The organism is Paenibacillus taichungensis (genome assembly GCF_050994985.1).
Classification (GTDB): domain Bacteria; phylum Bacillota; class Bacilli; order Paenibacillales; family Paenibacillaceae; genus Paenibacillus; species Paenibacillus taichungensis.
The window spans coordinates 747,826-767,728 of the sequence record NZ_CP194720.1 but is presented as its reverse complement, the minus strand read 5'-3'; the positions used below and the strand labels follow the sequence as shown (position 1 = coordinate 767,728).

14 protein-coding genes and 1 riboswitch are annotated in these 19,903 nt (G+C 48.0%); of the genes, 7 read left to right on the top strand and 7 right to left on the bottom strand.

All coding sequences use genetic code 11. The features are described from left to right. Positions 1-132: 132 nt before the first annotated feature. From ACR1R9_RS03545 to ACR1R9_RS03530, 4 genes are all read left to right on the top strand, one after another. Complete coding sequence (locus ACR1R9_RS03545) at positions 133-744, top strand: TetR/AcrR family transcriptional regulator (protein ID WP_339297699.1); 612 nt, start codon at positions 133-135, stop codon at positions 742-744. A gap of 420 nt (positions 745-1,164) precedes the next feature. After that, complete coding sequence (locus tag ACR1R9_RS03540) at positions 1,165-2,487, top strand: amidohydrolase family protein (RefSeq protein ID WP_433921734.1); 1,323 nt, start codon at positions 1,165-1,167, stop codon at positions 2,485-2,487. Between the two features lie 16 nt (positions 2,488-2,503). After that, the gene (locus tag ACR1R9_RS03535) at positions 2,504-2,710 is read left to right on the top strand and encodes a DUF554 family protein (protein ID WP_076287886.1); all 207 of its coding nucleotides are present in this window, start codon (positions 2,504-2,506) and stop codon (positions 2,708-2,710) included. 76 nt (positions 2,711-2,786) lie between these two features. After that, complete coding sequence (locus tag ACR1R9_RS03530) at positions 2,787-3,827, top strand: alpha/beta fold hydrolase (protein ID WP_433921735.1); 1,041 nt, start codon at positions 2,787-2,789, stop codon at positions 3,825-3,827. A gap of 43 nt (positions 3,828-3,870) precedes the next feature. On the opposite strand, the gene ACR1R9_RS03525 is transcribed toward ACR1R9_RS03530, so the two are convergent. From ACR1R9_RS03525 to ACR1R9_RS03505, 5 genes are all read right to left on the bottom strand, one after another. Continuing rightward, positions 3,871-4,023, bottom strand: a complete 153-nt coding sequence (locus ACR1R9_RS03525; protein WP_310853997.1) for a hypothetical protein — start codon at positions 4,021-4,023, stop codon at positions 3,871-3,873. A 200-nt stretch (positions 4,024-4,223) separates the two neighbouring features. Then, the gene (locus ACR1R9_RS03520; protein WP_433921736.1) at positions 4,224-5,966 is read right to left on the bottom strand and encodes an allophanate hydrolase; all 1,743 of its coding nucleotides are present in this window, start codon (positions 5,964-5,966) and stop codon (positions 4,224-4,226) included. Beyond that, positions 5,963-9,700, bottom strand: coding sequence for an urea carboxylase (gene uca, locus ACR1R9_RS03515; protein ID WP_433921737.1), 3,738 nt, complete (start codon positions 9,698-9,700; stop codon positions 5,963-5,965). Before uca ends, ACR1R9_RS03520 begins: the two co-directional genes overlap by 4 nt. Further along, on the bottom strand, positions 9,693-10,367 hold the full coding sequence (locus ACR1R9_RS03510) for an urea amidolyase associated protein UAAP2 (RefSeq protein WP_433921738.1): 675 nt from the start codon (positions 10,365-10,367) through the stop codon (positions 9,693-9,695). Before ACR1R9_RS03510 ends, uca begins: the two co-directional genes overlap by 8 nt. Before the next feature lies 1 nt (position 10,368). Next, entirely contained in the window at positions 10,369-11,082 is a 714-nt protein-coding gene (locus ACR1R9_RS03505) for an urea amidolyase associated protein UAAP1 (RefSeq protein WP_326066087.1), read from the bottom strand. A 72-nt stretch (positions 11,083-11,154) separates the two neighbouring features. Then, positions 11,155-11,275, bottom strand: a riboswitch (guanidine-I (ykkC/yxkD leader). Between the two features lie 239 nt (positions 11,276-11,514). Between ACR1R9_RS03505 and ACR1R9_RS03500 the strand changes: the two genes are divergently transcribed. Both ACR1R9_RS03500 and ACR1R9_RS03495 read left to right on the top strand, forming a co-directional pair. Further along, the gene (locus tag ACR1R9_RS03500) at positions 11,515-12,840 is read left to right on the top strand and encodes an APC family permease (RefSeq protein ID WP_433921739.1); all 1,326 of its coding nucleotides are present in this window, start codon (positions 11,515-11,517) and stop codon (positions 12,838-12,840) included. A 179-nt stretch (positions 12,841-13,019) separates the two neighbouring features. Further along, complete coding sequence (locus ACR1R9_RS03495; RefSeq protein ID WP_433921740.1) at positions 13,020-13,649, top strand: TetR/AcrR family transcriptional regulator; 630 nt, start codon at positions 13,020-13,022, stop codon at positions 13,647-13,649. Between the two features lie 293 nt (positions 13,650-13,942). Here the strand turns inward: ACR1R9_RS03495 and ACR1R9_RS03490 are convergent, their stop codons facing one another. Continuing rightward, on the bottom strand, positions 13,943-17,476 hold the full coding sequence (locus ACR1R9_RS03490) for an S-layer homology domain-containing protein (protein ID WP_433921741.1): 3,534 nt from the start codon (positions 17,474-17,476) through the stop codon (positions 13,943-13,945). A 613-nt stretch (positions 17,477-18,089) separates the two neighbouring features. Here ACR1R9_RS03490 and ACR1R9_RS03485 point away from each other — a divergent pair. Next, on the top strand, positions 18,090-19,046 hold the full coding sequence (locus ACR1R9_RS03485) for a hypothetical protein (protein ID WP_433921742.1): 957 nt from the start codon (positions 18,090-18,092) through the stop codon (positions 19,044-19,046). A 76-nt stretch (positions 19,047-19,122) separates the two neighbouring features. On the opposite strand, the gene pstB is transcribed toward ACR1R9_RS03485, so the two are convergent. Continuing rightward, positions 19,123-19,878, bottom strand: coding sequence for a phosphate ABC transporter ATP-binding protein PstB (gene pstB / locus ACR1R9_RS03480; protein ID WP_179087129.1), 756 nt, complete (start codon positions 19,876-19,878; stop codon positions 19,123-19,125). Between the last annotated feature and the right edge of the window lie 25 nt (positions 19,879-19,903).

Sequence of the window (19,903 nt, the reverse complement as noted above, 5' to 3'; positions counted from 1 at the left end):
TGTGTGACAGGATACAAGGGCATTTCCCAAACAATCTTTTCAATCCTCCTTCCGTTCACTCGATTGACAAATCCCCACAAAAACACTAACCTAATAACGAACTAACCATTCACTATTAAGGAGTCGTTCCCGATGGTGCAAGCCAAGAAAGACGAGGTCAGGAAAGAGATTGAATACGCGGCACTCAAGGTTTTTTTTGAAAAAGGCTATGTGGATGCCAAGATGAGCGATATCGCGGATGAGATCCATATTTCCGTGGGCAATATCTATACTTATTTTAAGAACAAGAAAGAACTTTTTTACGCCGTCGTGCCGCCGGATTTGGTGGATTATCTGAAAAATGTACTGGTGGAGACGATTCACTTTGATAACCAGACCTTGTTCGAGGAAACGGATAGCGAGCGAAAGTCGGCGCTGTTACAGGAACAGGTGGATGTGCTACGTAAATACCGGAATCAGATCGTGATCATCTTTGAAAAGAATAAAGGCACCATCTACACCAACGCCAAGAATGAACTTGTTGAGCTGATGATCGAAACCAAGAAGGCCTATCTAAAGAATCAATATAAACGATATGAGATCGGAACCGAAGAGAATTTGATCTTACTAAACATCCTCGCGCACAATGTGATCGATATGAATCTGGATCTGTTGAAGCGAGATATGAGTGAAGATAGCCGGAAGCAAATATTCGAAGCGTTGTATGTATACAGACTGTACGGTATGAAGAGCCTCAACGAATAACAACCCAAGCCCATGCTGAAAAAACAAAGCGTGCAGATCATATCAACTTTACTTGGTTTGCACGTAAAAAAACCTCTAACATTAAGACACTCTATTTTTTTGACTTAAAAATGAATTTATAATTCATTTTTAAGTCAAGTATCTACCATTTACCAAACTATTTAAGTTAAACCTACCTTTACACAATAACGGAGAGGACAGAAATAACCAGAGGAAGCGAAGCGTTCGCCTGAAAGCTTTCTGAAAGAAAGCTACATCGGAAGCATAAGCTATCACCGGATTTCCCCCTAATAAGAGGGTATCAAAAAAATCTGGGGATAACAGCGATTCGAAGGTTGTTCTGTCATCGGAGTGACAAGTGTACATACCCATCATTCAACTTATATAGCTTCACCCCCACATTCTAAGGAGGAACACAACATGAACACCGCTTACGCATTAAAAAACGTCAATCTGATCCACGGCGACTCAAGCCGCTATCCGCAAAGAAACATGACGATTCTCATCAATGAGCAAGGTCTCATTCAGAATATAGGCCAAGATAACGAACTGCTTATCCCAAGTCACTACACAACCATCGACCTCTCAGGGAAATACGTAATGCCTGGATTGATTAACGCCCACGTGCACCTCTTTGCAGACGGTAAACCGTTCAGTCTCTCGGTCAGTGAAGGCATGTTGCAGTTTGCCTATGATCGGATATTGAACACCAAGTTTGGTAGAAACGTTTTGAAAAAACGAATGAAACGCAATGCACTGACTGCACTCCATGCGGGTGTGACAACGATGCGCAGTGTAGGGGAATTCTTTTACACTGACGTCCTTCTGCGGGATGAGATTAACAACGGTGAATTTGTCGGCCCTACTCTGCTTGTCTCCGGATTTTTCCTAAGTGTAACGGGCGGACACGGTGCTCCATTCCTGGCTCTGGTGGGCGATTCCCCGTGGGAAGTACGAAAAAATGTTCGCATCAATGTGAAACACGGCGTGGATCTGATCAAAATCTGTGTGACGGGTGGCGTGACGGATGCGAAAATGGTCGGGGAAGCTGGCCGTTTACAGATGACGGTGGATGAAGTTGCGGCGATCTGCGATGAAGCGCATAAGATCGGCCTGCGGGTGGCAGCGCATGTGGAAAGCACGGAAGGCGTAAGAGTTGCGTTACAAGGTGGCGTCGATACCATCGAACACGGTTCGGAGATGAACGACGAAATCATTCGTTTGTACAAAAAAAATCCCAATGCCCTGAATGGCTACACCTCACTCATCCCCACCCTGCAAGCCGCCTATCCATCCGCTTCACTGGATACCAGCGTAACGAATGTAAGTGCAACGGTAAAAGAGAATTCCAGACTGGTCTACGATTCCATGCTCAAAGGTGTAAAACAAGCGATCGAAAACGATATCACCATTGGTATCGGTACTGATGCCGCCATGCCTTACGTGACTCACTATGATATGTGGAGAGAGATGGACCACTTCATGAGACAGGCCAACCTGAACAACAAACAGGTCATCGACATGGCGACTCGAACCAATGCGAAGATCCTCGGTGTTGACGATGTAACAGGAACGGTGGATATCGGGAAACATGCTGATCTGATTATTATGGAGGAAAACCCGCTGGAACATATCGAGGCCTTGTCAGACATCGCTATGGTCATGGTCAAAGGAAATCTAATTCAAACACCATCTGTCACAAAAATCAAAGAAGTCGACGATGTTCTAAACTCAGTTTGGTGAATTCAGGAGTGAAATCATGCTTGGTATATTGATCAATTGTTTTTCCATTATATGCGGAAGTACCCTAGGAGCCATCTCCAAAAGGTTCATGAATGACGGTTATAAGTCCATACTCAATCAAGAGATTGGGATCAGCGCGCTCATCATAGGCATTAGTGAGGTCTTTTATGTCCAACCTGAGAAGGAGAACAAATTCAATCTGGCGTACGATTTGAATCAATGACGAATCACGTAAGATAGAGTTATGAGTTTATGAACAATAATCACTTCAAGACATTGAACCAGAGGAGACATATCCTATGAACAAAATGAAAAAAACAGGTTTGTGGCTTGGTGTTACGACTCTAACCCTATCACTCGCAGTTCTTTACTTTCCAACATGGACGCCAAAAATAAAAGGAACAAACCCTATTCATGCATTGGAACAAGTTATAATCAACGGCACGGGACATGAAATCATGATCAGAGGACAGAATCTGGACAACCCAGTTATCCTGTATTTACACGGTGGACCGGGTGCATCTGAACTTCCGTACGCGAAAAAGTACCAAGATTTACTAGAATCTCAGTTTACGATTGTGAACTATGATCAGAGAGCAAGCGGCAAATCCTATCATTTTTTTGAGGACTATTCCAATCTCTCAGCTAACTTGCTGGTTGAGGATGCACTGGCCGTCACGGATTATATTACTCAACGTCTGGGGAAGAAAAAGGTGATCCTGATGGGTCATTCGTACGGAACATACATAGCAACTCTTGCTGCGCATCGAGCACCCGATAAATATGAAGCCTACATTGGGATCGGGCAGATGGCAGATACACAACAGAGCGAGATGGACGGATGGAAGTACGTTATGGAGCAAGCCCTGTTGGCTGATAATCATGAAGATGTAGAGCAGTTGGAGCAGATCTATGAACCGATCAAACAAGGACAGGCATTCACGCCGCGAGATATCGTTAAACGTTATGGAGGCACATCAAGGTTGATGGACAGCCCTGACACCAGCTTCCTGGGAATGACGTTCAGCCATGAATATAATATGCTGGATGCCATTCGTTTTAATAAAGGGATCATATATTCGCAAGAAATATTGATAAGTGAAGCCCTGAGCCGTCCTTTGCCATCCTTGATTACGAAGCTGGACCTCCCCTTTTATTTTGTCATGGGAGATTACGACTTAATGACTTCATCCCATGCCGCCAAGGTGTTTTTTGACCAGATTGAAGGAAATCAAAAGGAATTCATTGGCTTTAATAACTCGGCTCACTACCCACATTATGAAGAGAAGCAAAGATTTTTTGATTGGATGGTAGATACCTTTATCAAGCACAAACCTTAATCATTCAATCCTTTACCCTCCAGGATCGGCTGCATGTACTTCTCTATTCGTGAAAATTTCGTTTTGGATTGCTTTTTTCATCGAACTGCTGCTGAAGTTGCTCTGGAACGCTATATTCTGCAGTATTTTTCATTCTCACTTTTAGTCCGGCCTGTTCCACTTCAATCGCTTCACATTGCGTTTGTGGGACTTGCACACTTGAACCCCATCCGTATACGTGCAGACGTTCCTTTCATCACTGGATTATTATCATAACGTACAAGTTCAGGTAAAGCACCGCTTTTTCTATCAGTTACCGCTTGGTTCCCCCCATCTAAACATACAGCAAAAAGTCTTTCAGATCATATCCGAAAGACTTGTTTTTGACACCTTATTTAATTATATCGCTAATCCCACTCAAGCTCTAACCCTTGTCTCAATCCACTTTCTCCATCCGCCCGAGTCACTAATCTTTTCGGCACCTTCCGCAGCGTAGGCCTCACAGACAAATCCGCTCACGCTTCTGCCATCGATCATCTCGACTTGACCGATGCCAAGCGGGGCGGGGATCGACGCGGTGAAGGCTCCAAACGAAGCGCGCGGCATCTCCCACAGCTCGACTTCAATGGATGAGCCGCCTGTCACTGTGCGCACAAGACCAGGCTTGGCTGGCGTGGTGGGCAGTGCATACATCTCATACACAGGCGCCGTCAGCGACTCTTCCCGAAATACGGCACCGAGTCCAGTCATCTGGGGTTCCAGTGGCATTCCGCGCAGGTGAAGTCCGCACACAGCAACCGTAATGACATCTTCCTGCTGAAGCAGAAGTTCAGATGCCACGATGATATTCGCTTCTTCTTCCGGGCCGGCAAACAGTGTTATGCCAAAAGGAAGCCCTTCCTCTGCCCAGCCTGCGGGAATCGCCACGGCACTCAGATCAAGCAGATTGCAATGGTTGGTGTACAGTCCCATCTTGCTGTTCGTTTCGATTGGATTCGTGATCACCTGCTCGCGGGTCCAGGTTCCCCCACATGTCGGCAGAATCAGCACGGCATCCTCCAGCAAAGTCGCGGTGTGCCGCCGAATCTCTGCCAAGCGATGCTGGGCCTTGAACAAGGCTGAAGCGGTAAAGGCTTCTTTTTTCCCAGACTCCAGTACCGTCTTCGTAACCGGAAAGACCGCTTCCCCATGTGCCTCCACATATTCATCCAGATCAGACCAGCGCTCCGCAACCAAAGGACCTTCGTACAGAAGTGCCGCCGCTTCTTGTAGCATGGCAATATCGATCTCTTTCACAGCTACGCCGGATGCTAGAATGGCTTCCTTCTTCCGGTTCCATGCCTCTTCATACGCTATAGCATAAGGGCCATAGAATTCCATTGCATTGGACGGCAGCAAAAAGGTACGCGGCATCTCCCCTCGACTCAACGGGCGATGCACAGAATACGGATCTTGCACATCCACACCCCGAACCACCTCGTCCACGCGCTGTGTATCGACCAGCTCATGAGCGAATACAGTGACGCAATCGATGCTGCGACAAGCGGGAATGACTCCAGCCGAAGGCCATGCACCCACCGCCGGCTTATATCCAACAAGATTATTCAGCGCTGCTGGCACACGTCCTGATCCGGCGGTATCCGTTCCGAGAGCAAACGCCGCCTGACCAGATGCTACCGCTATGGCCGACCCCGAACTGGAGCCACCGCTGATCAGTTCGGGACGAAGCGCATTATGTGTATCACCATACGGACTGCGTGTGCCCACAAGTCCGGTGGCGAACTGATCCAGATTGCATTTCCCCACCGGGATGGCACCGGCAGCAATAAGTCGTTCTACCACGGTCGCATGGCGATCCGGGACATAAGCGTAGTCAGGACAAGCCGCCGTAACCGGCCAACTGGCTACCTCGATATTGTCTTTGATGGCAAACGGAATGCCCCATAACGGGCAATCCTCCGGTTTCATCTGCGCCAGTCGATCCAGGAACGGCTGTATCCGTTCAAGGGTCGGCGGCAGAATCCAGATGTTACGATCCCGGGCAAGCTCTGCCCGCTGGATAATGGCCTCGATCACATCCTGAGGGGTGAAGTGGCGATGGCGATAAGCCTTTTGCAAGCTAGCTACGGTGAATTGCCCTGGTACAGATGATTGGCTCATGACGCGTTCACCTCTTCTACAGGATATATAGCTGCAATGCAGTCCCCGGCACGAACCTGATCCCCCGATGAGACATAGATGGAAGCGACAATTCCGTCATACGGTGCCTTTTGCGGGAACTCCATTTTCATACTTTCTTCTATTATAATGTCTTCGCCTTGGAGTACCTTCTGACCCACTTCCACAAGCACCTTCCATACACTGCCGGACATCGAACTGTTCACTTCCAGACTTCCTTCGGGCAAAGCCTCTTGCTCCGCCGCACTCGAACCTTCCGGTTCGGACACATGTTCTGCGATGCCAAGCTCCTTCCAGTACTCCCGCTCCTGCTGGAATGCAGCCTGCTGTGTATCCCGGAAACGTGCGGAAGGTTCCTGAATCTCTTCCAGCCAGCTAAGATATTCGCCCAGATTGAACGTCGTCTCTTCCACGTCAACCACCATCTGCCCACGCGGGAAATCCTCTCTCATCTGCAACAATTCCTCCTGGGATACCGGATAGAACTGAATCTGATCGAAGAAACGCAGCAACCACGGTTTGCCCTCCTGGAAGTTGGCTGTCTCCCTGAATTTGTTCCACATCTGGATCGTACGACCGACAAACTGGTATCCACCGGGTCCCTCCATGCCATAGATGCACAGATACGCGCCGCCAATGCCAACCGCATTCTCCGGTGTCCATGTGCGTGCAGGATTATATTTGGTCGTCACCAGACGATGACGCGGATCAAGCGGTACAGCTACTGGCGCTCCGAGATATACGTCACCCAGTCCCATCACCAGATAGGATGCGTTAAATACCACCTCAGCGACTTCTTCCAGCGAGCCGAGTCCGTTCATGCGGCGAATGAATTCCAGATTACTGGGGCACCAAGGCGCATCAAGGCGTACATTTTGCTGGTAACGTTCAATCGCCAGTTGGGTGGCCGGATCATCCCAGGACAGCGGCAGCTTCACAATCCGGGATGGCACTTCAATTGAATCCAGCGAGGGTAATTGCAAATCGAGTTCCATAATGATCGCTGCGGCTTCCTTCACCGTCATTCGGGTGCTGTCCAGATGAATCTGCAAGGAGCGAATGCCCGGTGTCATCTCGATGAACGGTATCCGTCCACTGTCACGCACCGTTTGCATTAACACATAGACCTGGAAGCGATACAGAAGATCCAGTTCCCGATCTCCATATTCAATCAGAATATTCTCGTCACCAGAGCAACGAATACCAATCTTGAACCGCCGTCCCTGCTCCTCGTAAGCGAGAATTGGCATATAGGCGCCAGAAGAAATATCCAACAGTTTCGGCAAAGAAAGACGTTCGCCCCCCTCGGTCAATGCATCGAGATAGGTATGCTGTGCATCCCGGAGCTGCTCGGCTTCCTCCACTGTGATCAGCTTAAACTTTATTTTGTCGCCCGGAGACAGCTGTCCGACTTTCCAGAATTCCGCTGACGCCGTTGTCACCGGACATACAAATCCCCCCAGACTCGGTCCATCCGGCCCCAAGAGGATTGGCATGTCTCCGGTCAGATCAAGTGCGCCAACCGCATAGGCATTGTCATGAATGTTGGATGGATGAAGCCCGGCGTCTCCGCCATCTTCCCTTGCCCACAGTGGCTTCGGTCCAATCAATCGCACGCCTGTACGTGAGCTGTTAAAATGAACTTCCCACTCCGTCTCCGTCAACTGCTCCAAATACTCCTGTAACAGATATTCCTGCGTGCAGTGAGGCCCTGGAATAACACCAATCGTCCAGGTATGGGTTAGTTCAGGTTGTTGATGAAGAGAGAGCGGCTGCAAAACAGTTCTCCGTTGCAGGTCTTGCTGCACTTGTTGCTGCATTCCCTCTGGCTTAGACTGTTGCACTTGCTGTTGCACTTGCTCTTGCTCCTGATTCCGCTGCTGACTTTGCTGTTGCTCCTGCTGCCGCTCTGGATGAACTCGCAATACCGCTCCCGTTCGCAGTGCACTGCCCGTATGCCCGCCGAACTCCCCCAGAGTAAAGGTTGACGCACTGCCCAGCGTCAGCGGCATATCCAGTCCCCCAGAGACAAGCAGGTAACCCCGAATGCCGACCACAGCTTCACCCAGAACTAAAGTAGAACCCTGAGCCGCAAGTGTGGGTGTGTAAAGCGGAATCGGTATTCCATCCAGCGTTGAAGACATATCCGCACCTGTCAGGCAGAAAGTCATTTCATCGCGGAAGTGGTACGAGCCGCCGCGCAAAGTCATTTCCAGCCCCGCCGCGCCTTCATCATTACCTAACAGGCGATTGCCGATTCGAAATGCAAGTGAGTCCATCGGACCCGAAGGCGGTACGCCGATATCCCAATACCCTTTGCGGCCCGGATAATCCTGCACCGTAGTCTGAATCCCGCCGTCCAGCACTTCAATGGCATGCTCTGACGGACTGAATCCAGCGAGCATGTTCGTATATACCAACCCTTCCCGAAAAGGCTCCGTATCCAGAAACGCCTGAATGTAAGTCTGGTTGGTGGTTATGCCGTATACTCGCAATGCAGCGAGTGCTTCAATCATGCTCTCTATGGCGGCCTGTCTGGATTCGGCATGCACGATTACTTTGGCCAACATCGGATCATACAGGGTTGTCACCTGTACACCACTGCGAATCCACGTTTCCACCCGAACATGTTCGGGCCACACGACAGCATCGATCCGGCCATCACTCGGGCGAAAATCATGCAAACAATCCTCCGCATACAGTCGCACCTGCAAACTGTGGCCTTGCGGCTGATGAACCAGAGCCGCCAGATTTTCCATCTCTCCGGCTGCTTCCCGAACCATCCATTCAACCAGATCAATACCCAGCACCTCTTCCGTTACCCCATGCTCCACCTGTAACCGGGTGTTGACCTCCAGGAAATAAAACTGTGTTGTCTCCGGGTCATACAGGAATTCGACCGTACCCGCACTACGATATCCCGCTGTCGCAGCTAGCCTTCTGGCGCTTTCATGCATGGCACTTCGCGTTGCTTCCGGCAGGTTCGGTGCTGGGGTCTCTTCAATAATCTTCTGATTCCGGCGTTGTACGGAACAATCCCGTTCACCCAGTGCCACCGCTTCTCCAAAAGAATTACCGAAGACTTGCACCTCGACATGTCTTGCTCTTGCGATATATTTCTCCAGAAACACGCCACCATCGTTAAAATTCGCAACAGCCAGTCGGGTTACCGAATCGTATGCCTCTTGCAACGCTTGTTCATCCGTGCAGATGCGCATCCCGATCCCGCCGCCACCTGCGGTGCTCTTGAGCATAACGGGATAACCAATCGCAGCGGCCTGTTCCATCGCCACCTTCAGCGATGGCACCAGCCCCGTACCCGGAAGTAACGGCACAGACGCCTGTTCCGCAATGGAACGCGCCGTATGTTTCAGGCCAAACAGTTCAATATGCTCCGCAGTTGGTCCAATAAACGTAATTCCCTGCTCTCCGCACGCTCTCGCAAAGGTCGCATTCTCACTTAGAAATCCGTACCCCGGATGAATTGCATCAGCACCAGCCACCAAGGCCATGTTCAGGATAAGTTCGGCATTCACATAACTCTCCTTCGCCGGGCCATCACCGATCAGGATGGATTCATCTGCCAGTTCAACATGCAGACTATCGCGATCTGCTTGGGTGTAGACAGCCACAGAAGCAATTCCCATCTGACGTAACGTACGAATGATTCTGACGGCAATCGCTCCGCGATTGGCTATGAGCACTTTTTTAAACATGAGAATCGCTCCCTTCAGCTTCCCAGATCAGCACCTGTGCAGGTGTCGGATTGTATGCATTGCATGGATTGTTAAGCTGTGGACAGTTGCTGATCAACACCGTGACAGGAGCGAGAGCCACCAGTTCCACATACCGCCCTGGTCCCGATACGCCATCTGCAAATGTGAGCTTGCCTTCGGGCGTAACCGGCACATTCATGAAGAAATTGACGTTGGGAGCCAGATCCCGTTTGGAGAACTCCGGGCGACTGGACAGCATCAGCATGAACGTATCCCGGCAGTTATGCATCGGCAGCGTATCATGGGAGTACCGAACGGTATTGCTCTGTGCCGAGCAAGCTCCACCAATCGTATCGTGTCTGCCACAGGTATCCGCGGTAATCTGAAGCAGTTCCCGACCCGACTCCGCAACCAGCACTGATCCGGTCGTCAGATACAGGTTTTGCTGTCCAGTAATCGTTTGAATAGCACTATAGTGATCCCCCGGATCTTCCGTAGCATAAAAGAGTGTATCCACCGCCTGATTCCCTTCCAGATCGACAATGCGGAGTACCTGGCCTGCGGCCAGATCATGGATCCATCCATCCCCTGCCGGGATGATGTGGTCGTAGATCGCTGTGGCGGGTTCCCGTGTGCTCGTGGTCGCTACAAATGTTGATGTGCTCATATTAATAGGCCCCTTTCAGTAACGATTGTGCTTGCCAGGTATTTTCAAATGCTCTCCGATTCTCCTCACAATGAACAAGGCAGCGATCATCTTCCTTCACAGGTTCGGCATCACTGAACGTCAGCTCAATAACTGAATCTGGATAACGCCCTTCCGGGTCCAGCGGATTCGGTGTATTGGATACGACGAGAAGAAGTTCCATTTCCGTGCGAAGCGTTATCGAAGCACCTGCAGTCGGTTGCGATTCGTATCGCATCGTGCCATCCAGCTCACAGACCACTTTGGAAAAAAAGTTAACCGGCGTACAGAGATCACGAGGCGTCAGCCGATGTCGATACATCTCTACCACCAGATTCTCATATCCGCTACGGTACCAGTCATTTCGCTCCTGCTGATAGGTCGTGACTCCATATTTGTGATCCGTACTTCGACGTGTTGTGTATCCCGATAACGTATCATGCCAACCCGTCGTGTCATCGATAATGGATGCAAGGACACGGCCCTGATCACTCATCAACACATGACCAGATGTCAGGTATGCGGTGTGTTGCGCCTTGAGTGAATCCGGCATGTTGTAACGTTCGGAAGGATCGGAAGCCTGAAACAGAAGTGTTGTCAGGTTAGCGCGATCCCCCGCTGCTGTCATTCGAATATTCTTGCCCCGGCTAATGTAACCTGACCACTTTCCACCTGCTTGGATGCGAATTGAAGTCATATCAGTACCTCCTGTGTAGTAGAAAAAAATATAAAAAAGCCCGGGAGAAATACCAAAAATGAATTTGGTACATTCTCCCGGGCTTTTTTCCCGCCGTGTACATGGATGTGAGCCAGATCGGCTACTTCCATGCGTTTTCTCTCGGACCAGGCAACAGTGTGAGCCACCGTTCGGAACCCTAGAAAACATTTTGTATTCGGTTTCTTTTCATGTTAACAATCCTAACACATAACAAAAACAGTGACAACAATAATTTTATTTTAATTATTTTCTTCAATATAGCGATCGGATTCATGTTATATTTTCAGGCATTTTCACCTCTTTTAACGAAAAAAAAGCTTGTGCTTTCCAAAAAACCTTGGTTAAATGTGAGGTGTCATGACAAACGCCAATGCAAAAAATCGATACATTCCGAAATCAGGGGGAGATTCCATGTCAGATAAACTAACTTTGAAAAGAGACTTATCGTTGTCTCACGTCGTGACCATGGGTCTGTCCTGGATGTCACCCATGATCTTTTTCACCAGTTTCGGTGTGTTGCATGAAGGTTCCAGAGGCATGCTTCTCGCAGCTTACTTGCTTGCATTTATAGCCATCTTGTTCACCGCGCTCAGTTATGGTCAGATGGCCAAGGCGTTCCCCGTGTCGGGATCAGCGTATACCTATGTAACCAAATCCATGAACCCATTTATCGGCTTCCTTGTCGGGTGGGCCATCCTGTTGGATTATCTCTTCTCCTGTATTATCGCCGTGCTCATGTTCGGTATTAATCTTCACGCACAATTCACCTCGATACCTTCCTTTGTCTGGATTCTGTTATGTACCCTTGTGGTCATGATCATTAATATTATCGGGATCAAAACATCAGCCAATGTCAGCAAAATCTTCGTAATCATGCAGATCCTGTTCATTGCAGGTTTTTGCTCCTTACTTGTATACAGAGCATTTCAGAGCGGGATCACCGCAGGCTGGAATCCGCTTAATACTCAAGATGGTGTCCCCATTTCCACGATTCTTGCCGGAGCTTCGCTCGTATGCTTCTCGTTCCTTGGTTTTGATTCCATTACGACCATGACCGAAGAAACGAAGAACCCAAGGAAAACCATCCCTCGGGCCATCATAATCATCGTTTTATTGGCAGGACTAATGTATTTCGTCACAGCTTTCCTGATTCAGCAGATGTACCCGTCGTTCACGTTTAATCATGTCGATTCCGCAGGTTTTGAACTCATGCAATCGATCGGTGGTCCTTTACTCGCCTCGATATTCACCTTTGTCATTATATTCTCTGTACTATCCCAGGGGATGTCTTCCATGACGACCGTAACACGTCTTATGTTCGTGATGGGAAAAACATCCTTGTTGCCACGAGCATTCGCATCACTCCACCCTACACTTCGAACTCCGGTGTTCAACATTGTTCTCATGAGTGTCATCTCGTTATCGGCTATGTTTATCAGCCTGGAGACAGCGATCATGTTTGTTAGTTTTGGTGCATTAACCGCATTTCTGTTCGTCAATCTATCCGTTATATTCCACTATATTATTCGTGAAAAACAGCGTTCTCCCCGTGATATGTTCGTACGTTTCCTATGTCCGCTACTCGGTGCCGGATTCGTATTTTATCTTATCACACTACTCGATGTTTCCTCGTTGATGCTTGGCTCCGGATGGCTCGTAGCTGGACTCATATACTACCTTGTTAAACGTTTGAAGCCCACAACCATGAGCATATCCAAAGTGGATGAAGCCTTGTAAACAAAGGTGATTTTGTTCAATGGTACTTTGATTGTTCAGTTGTTCGTTTGATTGTGTCTGTTAGTGAGGGCACACGAGATGTGCGGGTAGTGCTTAACCCACAGACAGAATGATAGGGCACAGCATGTAGAGTCAGCAGATAGAGTAATAGAATAGCACGCGTGATGGGAGGGATTACAATGACGTTGGAACGGATCAAACAAGCTTCCGTGATGTTATTTTCCATTCACGGCTTTGACGGCACTTCGTTGCAAACCATTGCACAACAAGTCGGTATACAGAAGCCTTCTATTTACACATATTTCACAAGTAAAGATGCGTTGTATCTCGAATTACTGCATGATTCACTTACACAGGAGTTGGATTTCGCCCGTCAGTTAACGAAAATTCGTTCTGACGGAGCTTTCAAAGAAGTGCTCTTTCAATTCTTGTCCAGCTTCATTGATCGTTACGAGAGCGAACCGAGTGTTTCTTATATGCTCAAAACATTCCTTTATCCTCCGCAGCACCTGCAAGCTCCAATTCAGGACTTGCGTAATCATTATATCGATGAATTGGAGCGTATTTTGTTCACTGTGTTCAGTAAGGAGCCGGCGGATCAGGAATTCTACATATCCCTTGCTAACTCTGGACAATATCAGGTTGTTGTTCCCTTGCAGAGAACGAAACCTTATCCCCCTGCGGAAAGCTCCTTCGCCTTTTTCATGGTTCATCTGCAAGGATTGTGGGTTGAGTTGCTACGCAGCGGTGCGAAGCGTGCCTACGTCAGATTGCAGAGAACATGGCCTCTGGTTAGTGCTTCAGTATAATCAGTAGCTCAGCATAGAAGGACTCTGGCTAAAAATCATAAGAAAAAAGGCATTCCCTGTCATACGTCATACGGAAGACAGGGAATGCCTTTTTGGGGTTTGTTCTGTGGCTTTGCTCGATGCCTTTTCTCTATCGCTTTGTTCTGGAATTCGCTTCATTCTAACGAATTGAGGATATGCTAATTCCCTCTTTTTTGTACAATTCCGAATTGTAACGAATTACAGAGACGTTATCTCGACAATATGGGCCGTTTTTTATCTACTTATATACGGTTAATTCTCTTCTTCACTTCTTACACGTACATTGCGAGCAACAATTTATAGATCATTGCCGCGGCTTCCGAACGGGTCGTCATATTTCCTGCACGAACCGTATTGTCCGTATAACCGTTCACAATTTTGGCCTGAACGGCTGTATTGAGTGCATCTTGTGCCCAAGCCGGAGTTTGCGACTCGTCAGTGAAGCTTGGTTTTACAGCATCATTGCTCGTTCCCGACTGTGCATCTGCACTTAACTTCAATGCATTCGCCATCATCATAGCCATCTCGGCACGAGTGATCGTCTGATTAGGCTTGAACGTATTATCTCCATAGCCCTTCACGATTCCGGCTTGCACGGCTGCGGCAATATCGCTCTTCGCCCAGTCCGGCAGACTGCCTTGATCTGCAAACGTCGTATCCGACTGCACGGACTTCAAAGCCAGTGCCTTACTGATCAACGTAACAAACTCTGCCCGTGTAATCTTTTTGGATGGTTCGAATGTACCATCTGTGTAACCCTGGATAACGTCCATGCCAATCAAACGATCTGCATAGTCGGATGCCCAGTGTCCGTTCAGATCGGACATATTAGCAGCTGTGTAACTGGACACAACAAAGGTACCCAGATGATTCACATTAGCCGATATTGTCCCTGCTGCATTCGTCTTACCACCAATGAATACCCAGCTCTGACGGGCTTCATTATAATAGTAGATCGCTGGCTGTGTTCCTTGTGGCAGCTTGGAAGTATCATATTGCAGACTCAATGCTGCCTGATCGTTCAATGTCCGTCCTCCACTGCGAGTAATCTGTACTGCTTGGCTCAGAACATTCAGCGAAGCTGCATTCTGTAACTGGTCCTTGGATACAACGGACAGCTGCAACGTATCTTTTTCCCCAATAGCTCCAGCCGGAGCGTTGAATTGCACGATGTCTTTCAGACCCGTTTGTACTGGCTGATTCGCTTCAACCTCTACCTTCACTTCAGCAGTTGAATCTGATCCCGTATCCGGGTTGGTTGGTGTGGTTGGAACGGTAGGCGTTGTTGGTACGCTTGGTGTGCTTCCACCGGAATTCCCTCCAGCGTTGCCTCCATCACTACCTGAACCCCCGCCGCCATTACCCGAACGGGCTTGTACGGTAACCGTACGTGTGACTCCCTGTGCAGCATTGCCGGCAATATCTTTCACGTTATAACGAAGGGTGTAGACCCCCGCTGCTTGTGTGTTCACTGTGCCGTCAATTTGCACGGAACCACGGATGCCCACATTATCGGTAGCCTGTGCTCCAGGGTCGTTATACGTATCTCCCACGGTTAATGACATTTGGCTGCTTCCTTGCAGGGTGATGACAGGAATTTCGCGATCTATTTTGACCACCAATGGTAAAGTATAGGTTTCGTTCAAATCGTCTGTCGCTCTGAATAACAGCTTATTCTCTCCCGACTCCGTTATCTCCAAAGGCTTATTCTCTGTATACGGTTCGTACGTCTGCCCTCCATCACGAGACAACTCAATAGTCGCCGAAGTGGCTGGCGCGTATACTGCGCTGGTTACACCAACCGTTACGGACTGGTTTGTCCATGTATCCGTATGATACGGCTGGCCGTCAGCGGTGGTCATATTTCCTTTTAACACCAATACCTGATTATTTGTTCCTTCCACAATGACAGTGAACGTTCTGGTATCCATTTCGCTGCCACGTTGTACCGTTGCCGTCAATTCCAGTCGCTCATTATTCTCAGGCTGTGTAAGAAGTCTTCCCTGTGCATCCATCAATTCCGGGTTGGAGCTGGACCAGCTAATCGTGGCTCCATGTTTTCCTTCAACAGGAAGGGTAAGATCGGAAGTGACCGCGTTCAGATCGCCCAGATCAATCGCTTGAAGCGTATCCGTTACCGCCTGTGCATCACTGTAAGGTGTAAAACTCACAAAGATCGGATTGGAGTAGAACCACAGATCGCGATAGTTCTGATCATTAATCTCGTTGAACCGAGTCTCTGCATCCGCTGTTGTGATCTTCGGATCAAGTTGTGGTTCACCATTTACGGTCTCTCCTGCAACGTTCATGCCCAGATTTGTACCGCGCAGGCGATAATATTTATCCTGATCAGTGGCTTTGATCTTGTACGTGATGACATTGTAACCTTCCGCATCTGTTGTCCAATCGTTGGAAGTGAAGGTTGCCAGTACTTTGGTGGAGTCGTTCGTGTCTTTGGAATATGCGGCTGTGCCCTTCTCGGCCTTGCCCGTGACATCTCCGGCGATGAGATCGACGTGATCTACCAACGGTACTTGTCCAGCGGACGTGCCGCTGTTGATAGGTTTTTCATAGTTGTTGCTCGTGGTTGGACTCTTGAAACGGATTTTCAGTTCCACTTCGTCACCTTGGGTCACACCCAGGTCTCCGCCCATTTCAGCTTGAGTACCCGCGCCGGAAGCCGTGAAGTCCAGTGCGTTGATCAGATCACCGAATACGGAAAATGATTTCCCTGAACGCAGTCCTTCCAGCACGGCTTGCATCCCAGTACCATCAACCCAAGAATAGGTCTTGGCATATTCGCCCGGAAAATAACCGCTGGAATTCGTGTCAATCGTCTTGAAATGGTAATCCGAATTGCCATAGTTCCAGAAGTGACGCCCTTCTCCCAACAATGCATCCCACAAACCGCCCACCTTGGCGACCATATAGTCCACACCACCGTATGTACGGTATTTGTATCCATCATCTGCGGTCGGATTAGCTACATTGTATGTTGTGTTGTACCCACCGCGATCCGGTTCCATCTGGTTGCCCAGCATACCTTCGATACCAAAAACAACTTGTGGAGCCAGATCGTTGAACTCACGGAAGTCCGCGATGGTATATTTGTTTTTGCCCCGTGAAGGGTGATTGATCATCGCATAACTCGTCGTTGGATACTTGGTTGCCAGCCAATTGATAGCAGCTAGTGCATCCTGATGAGTTGTATAGGCACGTCCCCCCGTCAGATCCCAATTCGCTACGTCAGCCGCATCGAACAAATTCGCATCCCGATTGGTAAAACGATACTCAAATTCGTTTGCAGCTTCCAGCGCTTCAGTTGAATTCGGCTCATCTGTGAGAATACCCACCCCAACGTGTTCATGTGTCGGCATGTCCCATTCGAAACCGGAGAAGATCGTTTTGCCTGCGTATTTGCCCGCTTCCTGAAGTGCTTTGATCTGTGGCACCTGGTATTCGTTCATCCCTTTGGACATCGGAATCGATCCACCTGGAATGTCTACTCCATTCTGATCCCGCTTGGATAACCGCAAATGATCCGTAAGCGCGATCCAGTCCAGACCATACTTCGTCAGTCCCGCGTCGAGTACATTTTCCAACGAATTCTGTGCATCATCGGACTCAAAGGTATGTACGTGCAAATCCCCCGTTTGCCATGAACCTGTTGCCGAGCTGTTGGTTGATGTGTTATCTCCCGCATCCGCATAGGTTACTGCAGCAGGGAAAGCTCCCATGACAAGGCCCGTAGCCAGTGGTATAAGCGTAAGCATAGCGAGCATTTTCTTTCCTTTATTGTTGAACAAAATCATCCCACCACCGTTCTGAGTTGTTGTGTCGGGAGTAAATATAAGAAACTTTGAGGGCAGGGTCAACGCAATGAAAGCGCCTATCAAAAATTTGACATATCCCTGCATCACTTTATATTTCGTTAACAATTTCTTTTGCTGTATCTACGAAGATTATGCTCTATCATCCTCCATATTGAGGTGCTGGAATGGACTAGAGAGAGGTTGCAAGAGGGTGAAGAAAAATTCAGATTTTGTTCACCATTCAGGAAAGTTCCACCACAGCTAGTGGAGCATTAGGAAGAGAATTAGCAGAACAGAGGTGCTGAAGAGGTATAAATGAAGGACTTTGTAAATATTTGAGGACGGAGCATCTGCCTAATATAAAAAAAGAACCCACGAATGCACAGGCGCAATGCGCCCTGAATCCGCAGGTACTCTGGGTTTGACTGGGTTTTGATTTAGCTTTTACATGTTTACTTTTGTGAAGGGGAAGTTAACGGGTTGTGAAATGTGTGCACTCTCTACTTTATATTTAAACTAGAAAAATTCTCCCAATAAACCGATACTATTGAAGATGGCTCTGGCTCATTAGACATAGATCATATTATATAGAAGGAGTTGCACACTTTTGAGAAGATTTTATCAAGGTTTTGGGCTAACTATTATAGCTTTAATTTTACTATTACTAAGCTCTACTCCAACAGAAGCAGCATCGAAGAAAATAAATTTAAAATTGTCAGATGGAGCGACGTTTTATGGCGAAGTTTTAAACGGGAAACCTCATGGTAAAGGGACAGCGAGGTGGGGAGAAACCGAAATATACTCTGGAGATTGGGTGAATGGTAAGCGGCAAGGAAAAGGCAAGTATACATATAAATTAGTCGAAGGTGCGGGTGTACCCTTTGATGATTATGATGAATCTAACATGGGTAAAGGAACAGGTGAATTCACAACAAAAACCTACAACGGATCGTGGATTAATGATACATATCATGGAAAAGGAAAAGAAATTACGCAATGGTTAGAAGTACAGTATCTTACTTCTGACAACAAGGTTCATCCTATACCTAGTATTTACATAAACACCATTAACGATGGAACATTCAATCAAGGCAAGATGTCTCAGGGTTATTACGCAATCCATTCCTCAGATATTGTTTCACTAAGATATACAGATTACACGACGACAATCACCCTCAAAAACTATTATTTCAATGGAAAGTTAACCGGGGACCAGTACTTTTTTGACACGATTATCAATTATAAAAAGAAAGACGGCTCTTCAGAAAAATATATTGGGATTAAACCTTCCGAATTCTCCAAAGGCACATTAACTAGTGGCAAATTCACGGGGTCTACGCATCTAATCGATTATGGTAATCCAGTTAGTTATTCTAAACAAGTCGTAAAGAACGATAATGTATTAAAAGAGAATTCCATAACATCAGCCGCCTTTGATAAAGATCGCAAGAAAATCCTTAATGAATTCCTTCAAGCGATTAAACCTTATTCAACAAAACTCAATAACATTTCCAACGAGATCATGTCATTAAAAGAGATGGACTATATGGGGATGATGCCCTAGGTAGTGAAGATCACAAATGAGAAAAAAGCCTTCCAGATAACTATCTGAAAGACTTCCACCTCTTGCCGATTCAGAATCAACCAAAACGACCACTAATATAGTCCTGTGTACGCGAATCAACGGGCTCGGCGAACATGTCTTGGGTAGCGGAGTATTCCACGACCTCTCCATTCAGGAAAAACACCGTCTGCTGAGAAACCCGAGCTGCTTGCTGCATATTGTGTGTGACCATCACGATGGTATAACGTTCCTTCAACTCATGAGCCAACTCCTCGATCTTGAAGGTCGAGACCGGATCAAGCGATGCCGTAGCCTCATCCATCAGCAGAATGTCCGGCTCCACTGCCAGTGCACGTGCGATGCAGAGGCGCTGTTGTTGTCCTCCGGATAGACTTAACGCGGAACGCTTCAGGTTATCCTTTACTTCATCCCACAGGACAGCAGAACGCAGGCTCTGTTCCACGATTTCGTCCAGCTTCTTTTTGCTGTGAATGCCATGTTGTCGTGGGCCGAAGGCCACATTATCGTAGATGGATTTCGGAAAGGGATTTGGCTGCTGGAAAACCATACCGATCTTCTTGCGAATGGTCTCCACATGCACCTCGCCGCTGTAGATGTCCGTCCCACCTACGGCCACTTTACCCTCAATCCGTGTGCCGGGTATCCGGTCATTCATGCGGTTGAGGGTCCGCAGCAGCGTCGATTTGCCACAGCCGGACGGTCCGATAAAAGCGGTAATGGCCCGTTCCGGAATTTCAATGGAGACATCCTTAAGTGCCTGAAACTGACCGTAATATAAATTCAATTTGTTAATCTCAATGATTGGCTGCACAATGGTTCCTCCCGGTGTTGAAATT

Coding starts and splice junctions, on each gene's coding strand:
- ACR1R9_RS03545 (WP_339297699.1), top strand. CDS start 133: ATGGTGCAAGCCAAGAAAGACGAGGTCAGGAAAGAGATTGAATACGCG.
- ACR1R9_RS03540 (WP_433921734.1), top strand. CDS start 1,165: ATGAACACCGCTTACGCATTAAAAAACGTCAATCTGATCCACGGCGAC.
- ACR1R9_RS03535 (WP_076287886.1), top strand. CDS start 2,504: ATGCTTGGTATATTGATCAATTGTTTTTCCATTATATGCGGAAGTACC.
- ACR1R9_RS03530 (WP_433921735.1), top strand. CDS start 2,787: ATGAACAAAATGAAAAAAACAGGTTTGTGGCTTGGTGTTACGACTCTA.
- ACR1R9_RS03520 (WP_433921736.1), bottom strand. CDS start 5,966: ATGAGCCAATCATCTGTACCAGGGCAATTCACCGTAGCTAGCTTGCAA.
- uca (WP_433921737.1), bottom strand. CDS start 9,700: ATGTTTAAAAAAGTGCTCATAGCCAATCGCGGAGCGATTGCCGTCAGA.
- ACR1R9_RS03510 (WP_433921738.1), bottom strand. CDS start 10,367: ATGAGCACATCAACATTTGTAGCGACCACGAGCACACGGGAACCCGCC.
- ACR1R9_RS03505 (WP_326066087.1), bottom strand. CDS start 11,082: ATGACTTCAATTCGCATCCAAGCAGGTGGAAAGTGGTCAGGTTACATT.
- ACR1R9_RS03500 (WP_433921739.1), top strand. CDS start 11,515: ATGTCAGATAAACTAACTTTGAAAAGAGACTTATCGTTGTCTCACGTC.
- ACR1R9_RS03495 (WP_433921740.1), top strand. CDS start 13,020: ATGACGTTGGAACGGATCAAACAAGCTTCCGTGATGTTATTTTCCATT.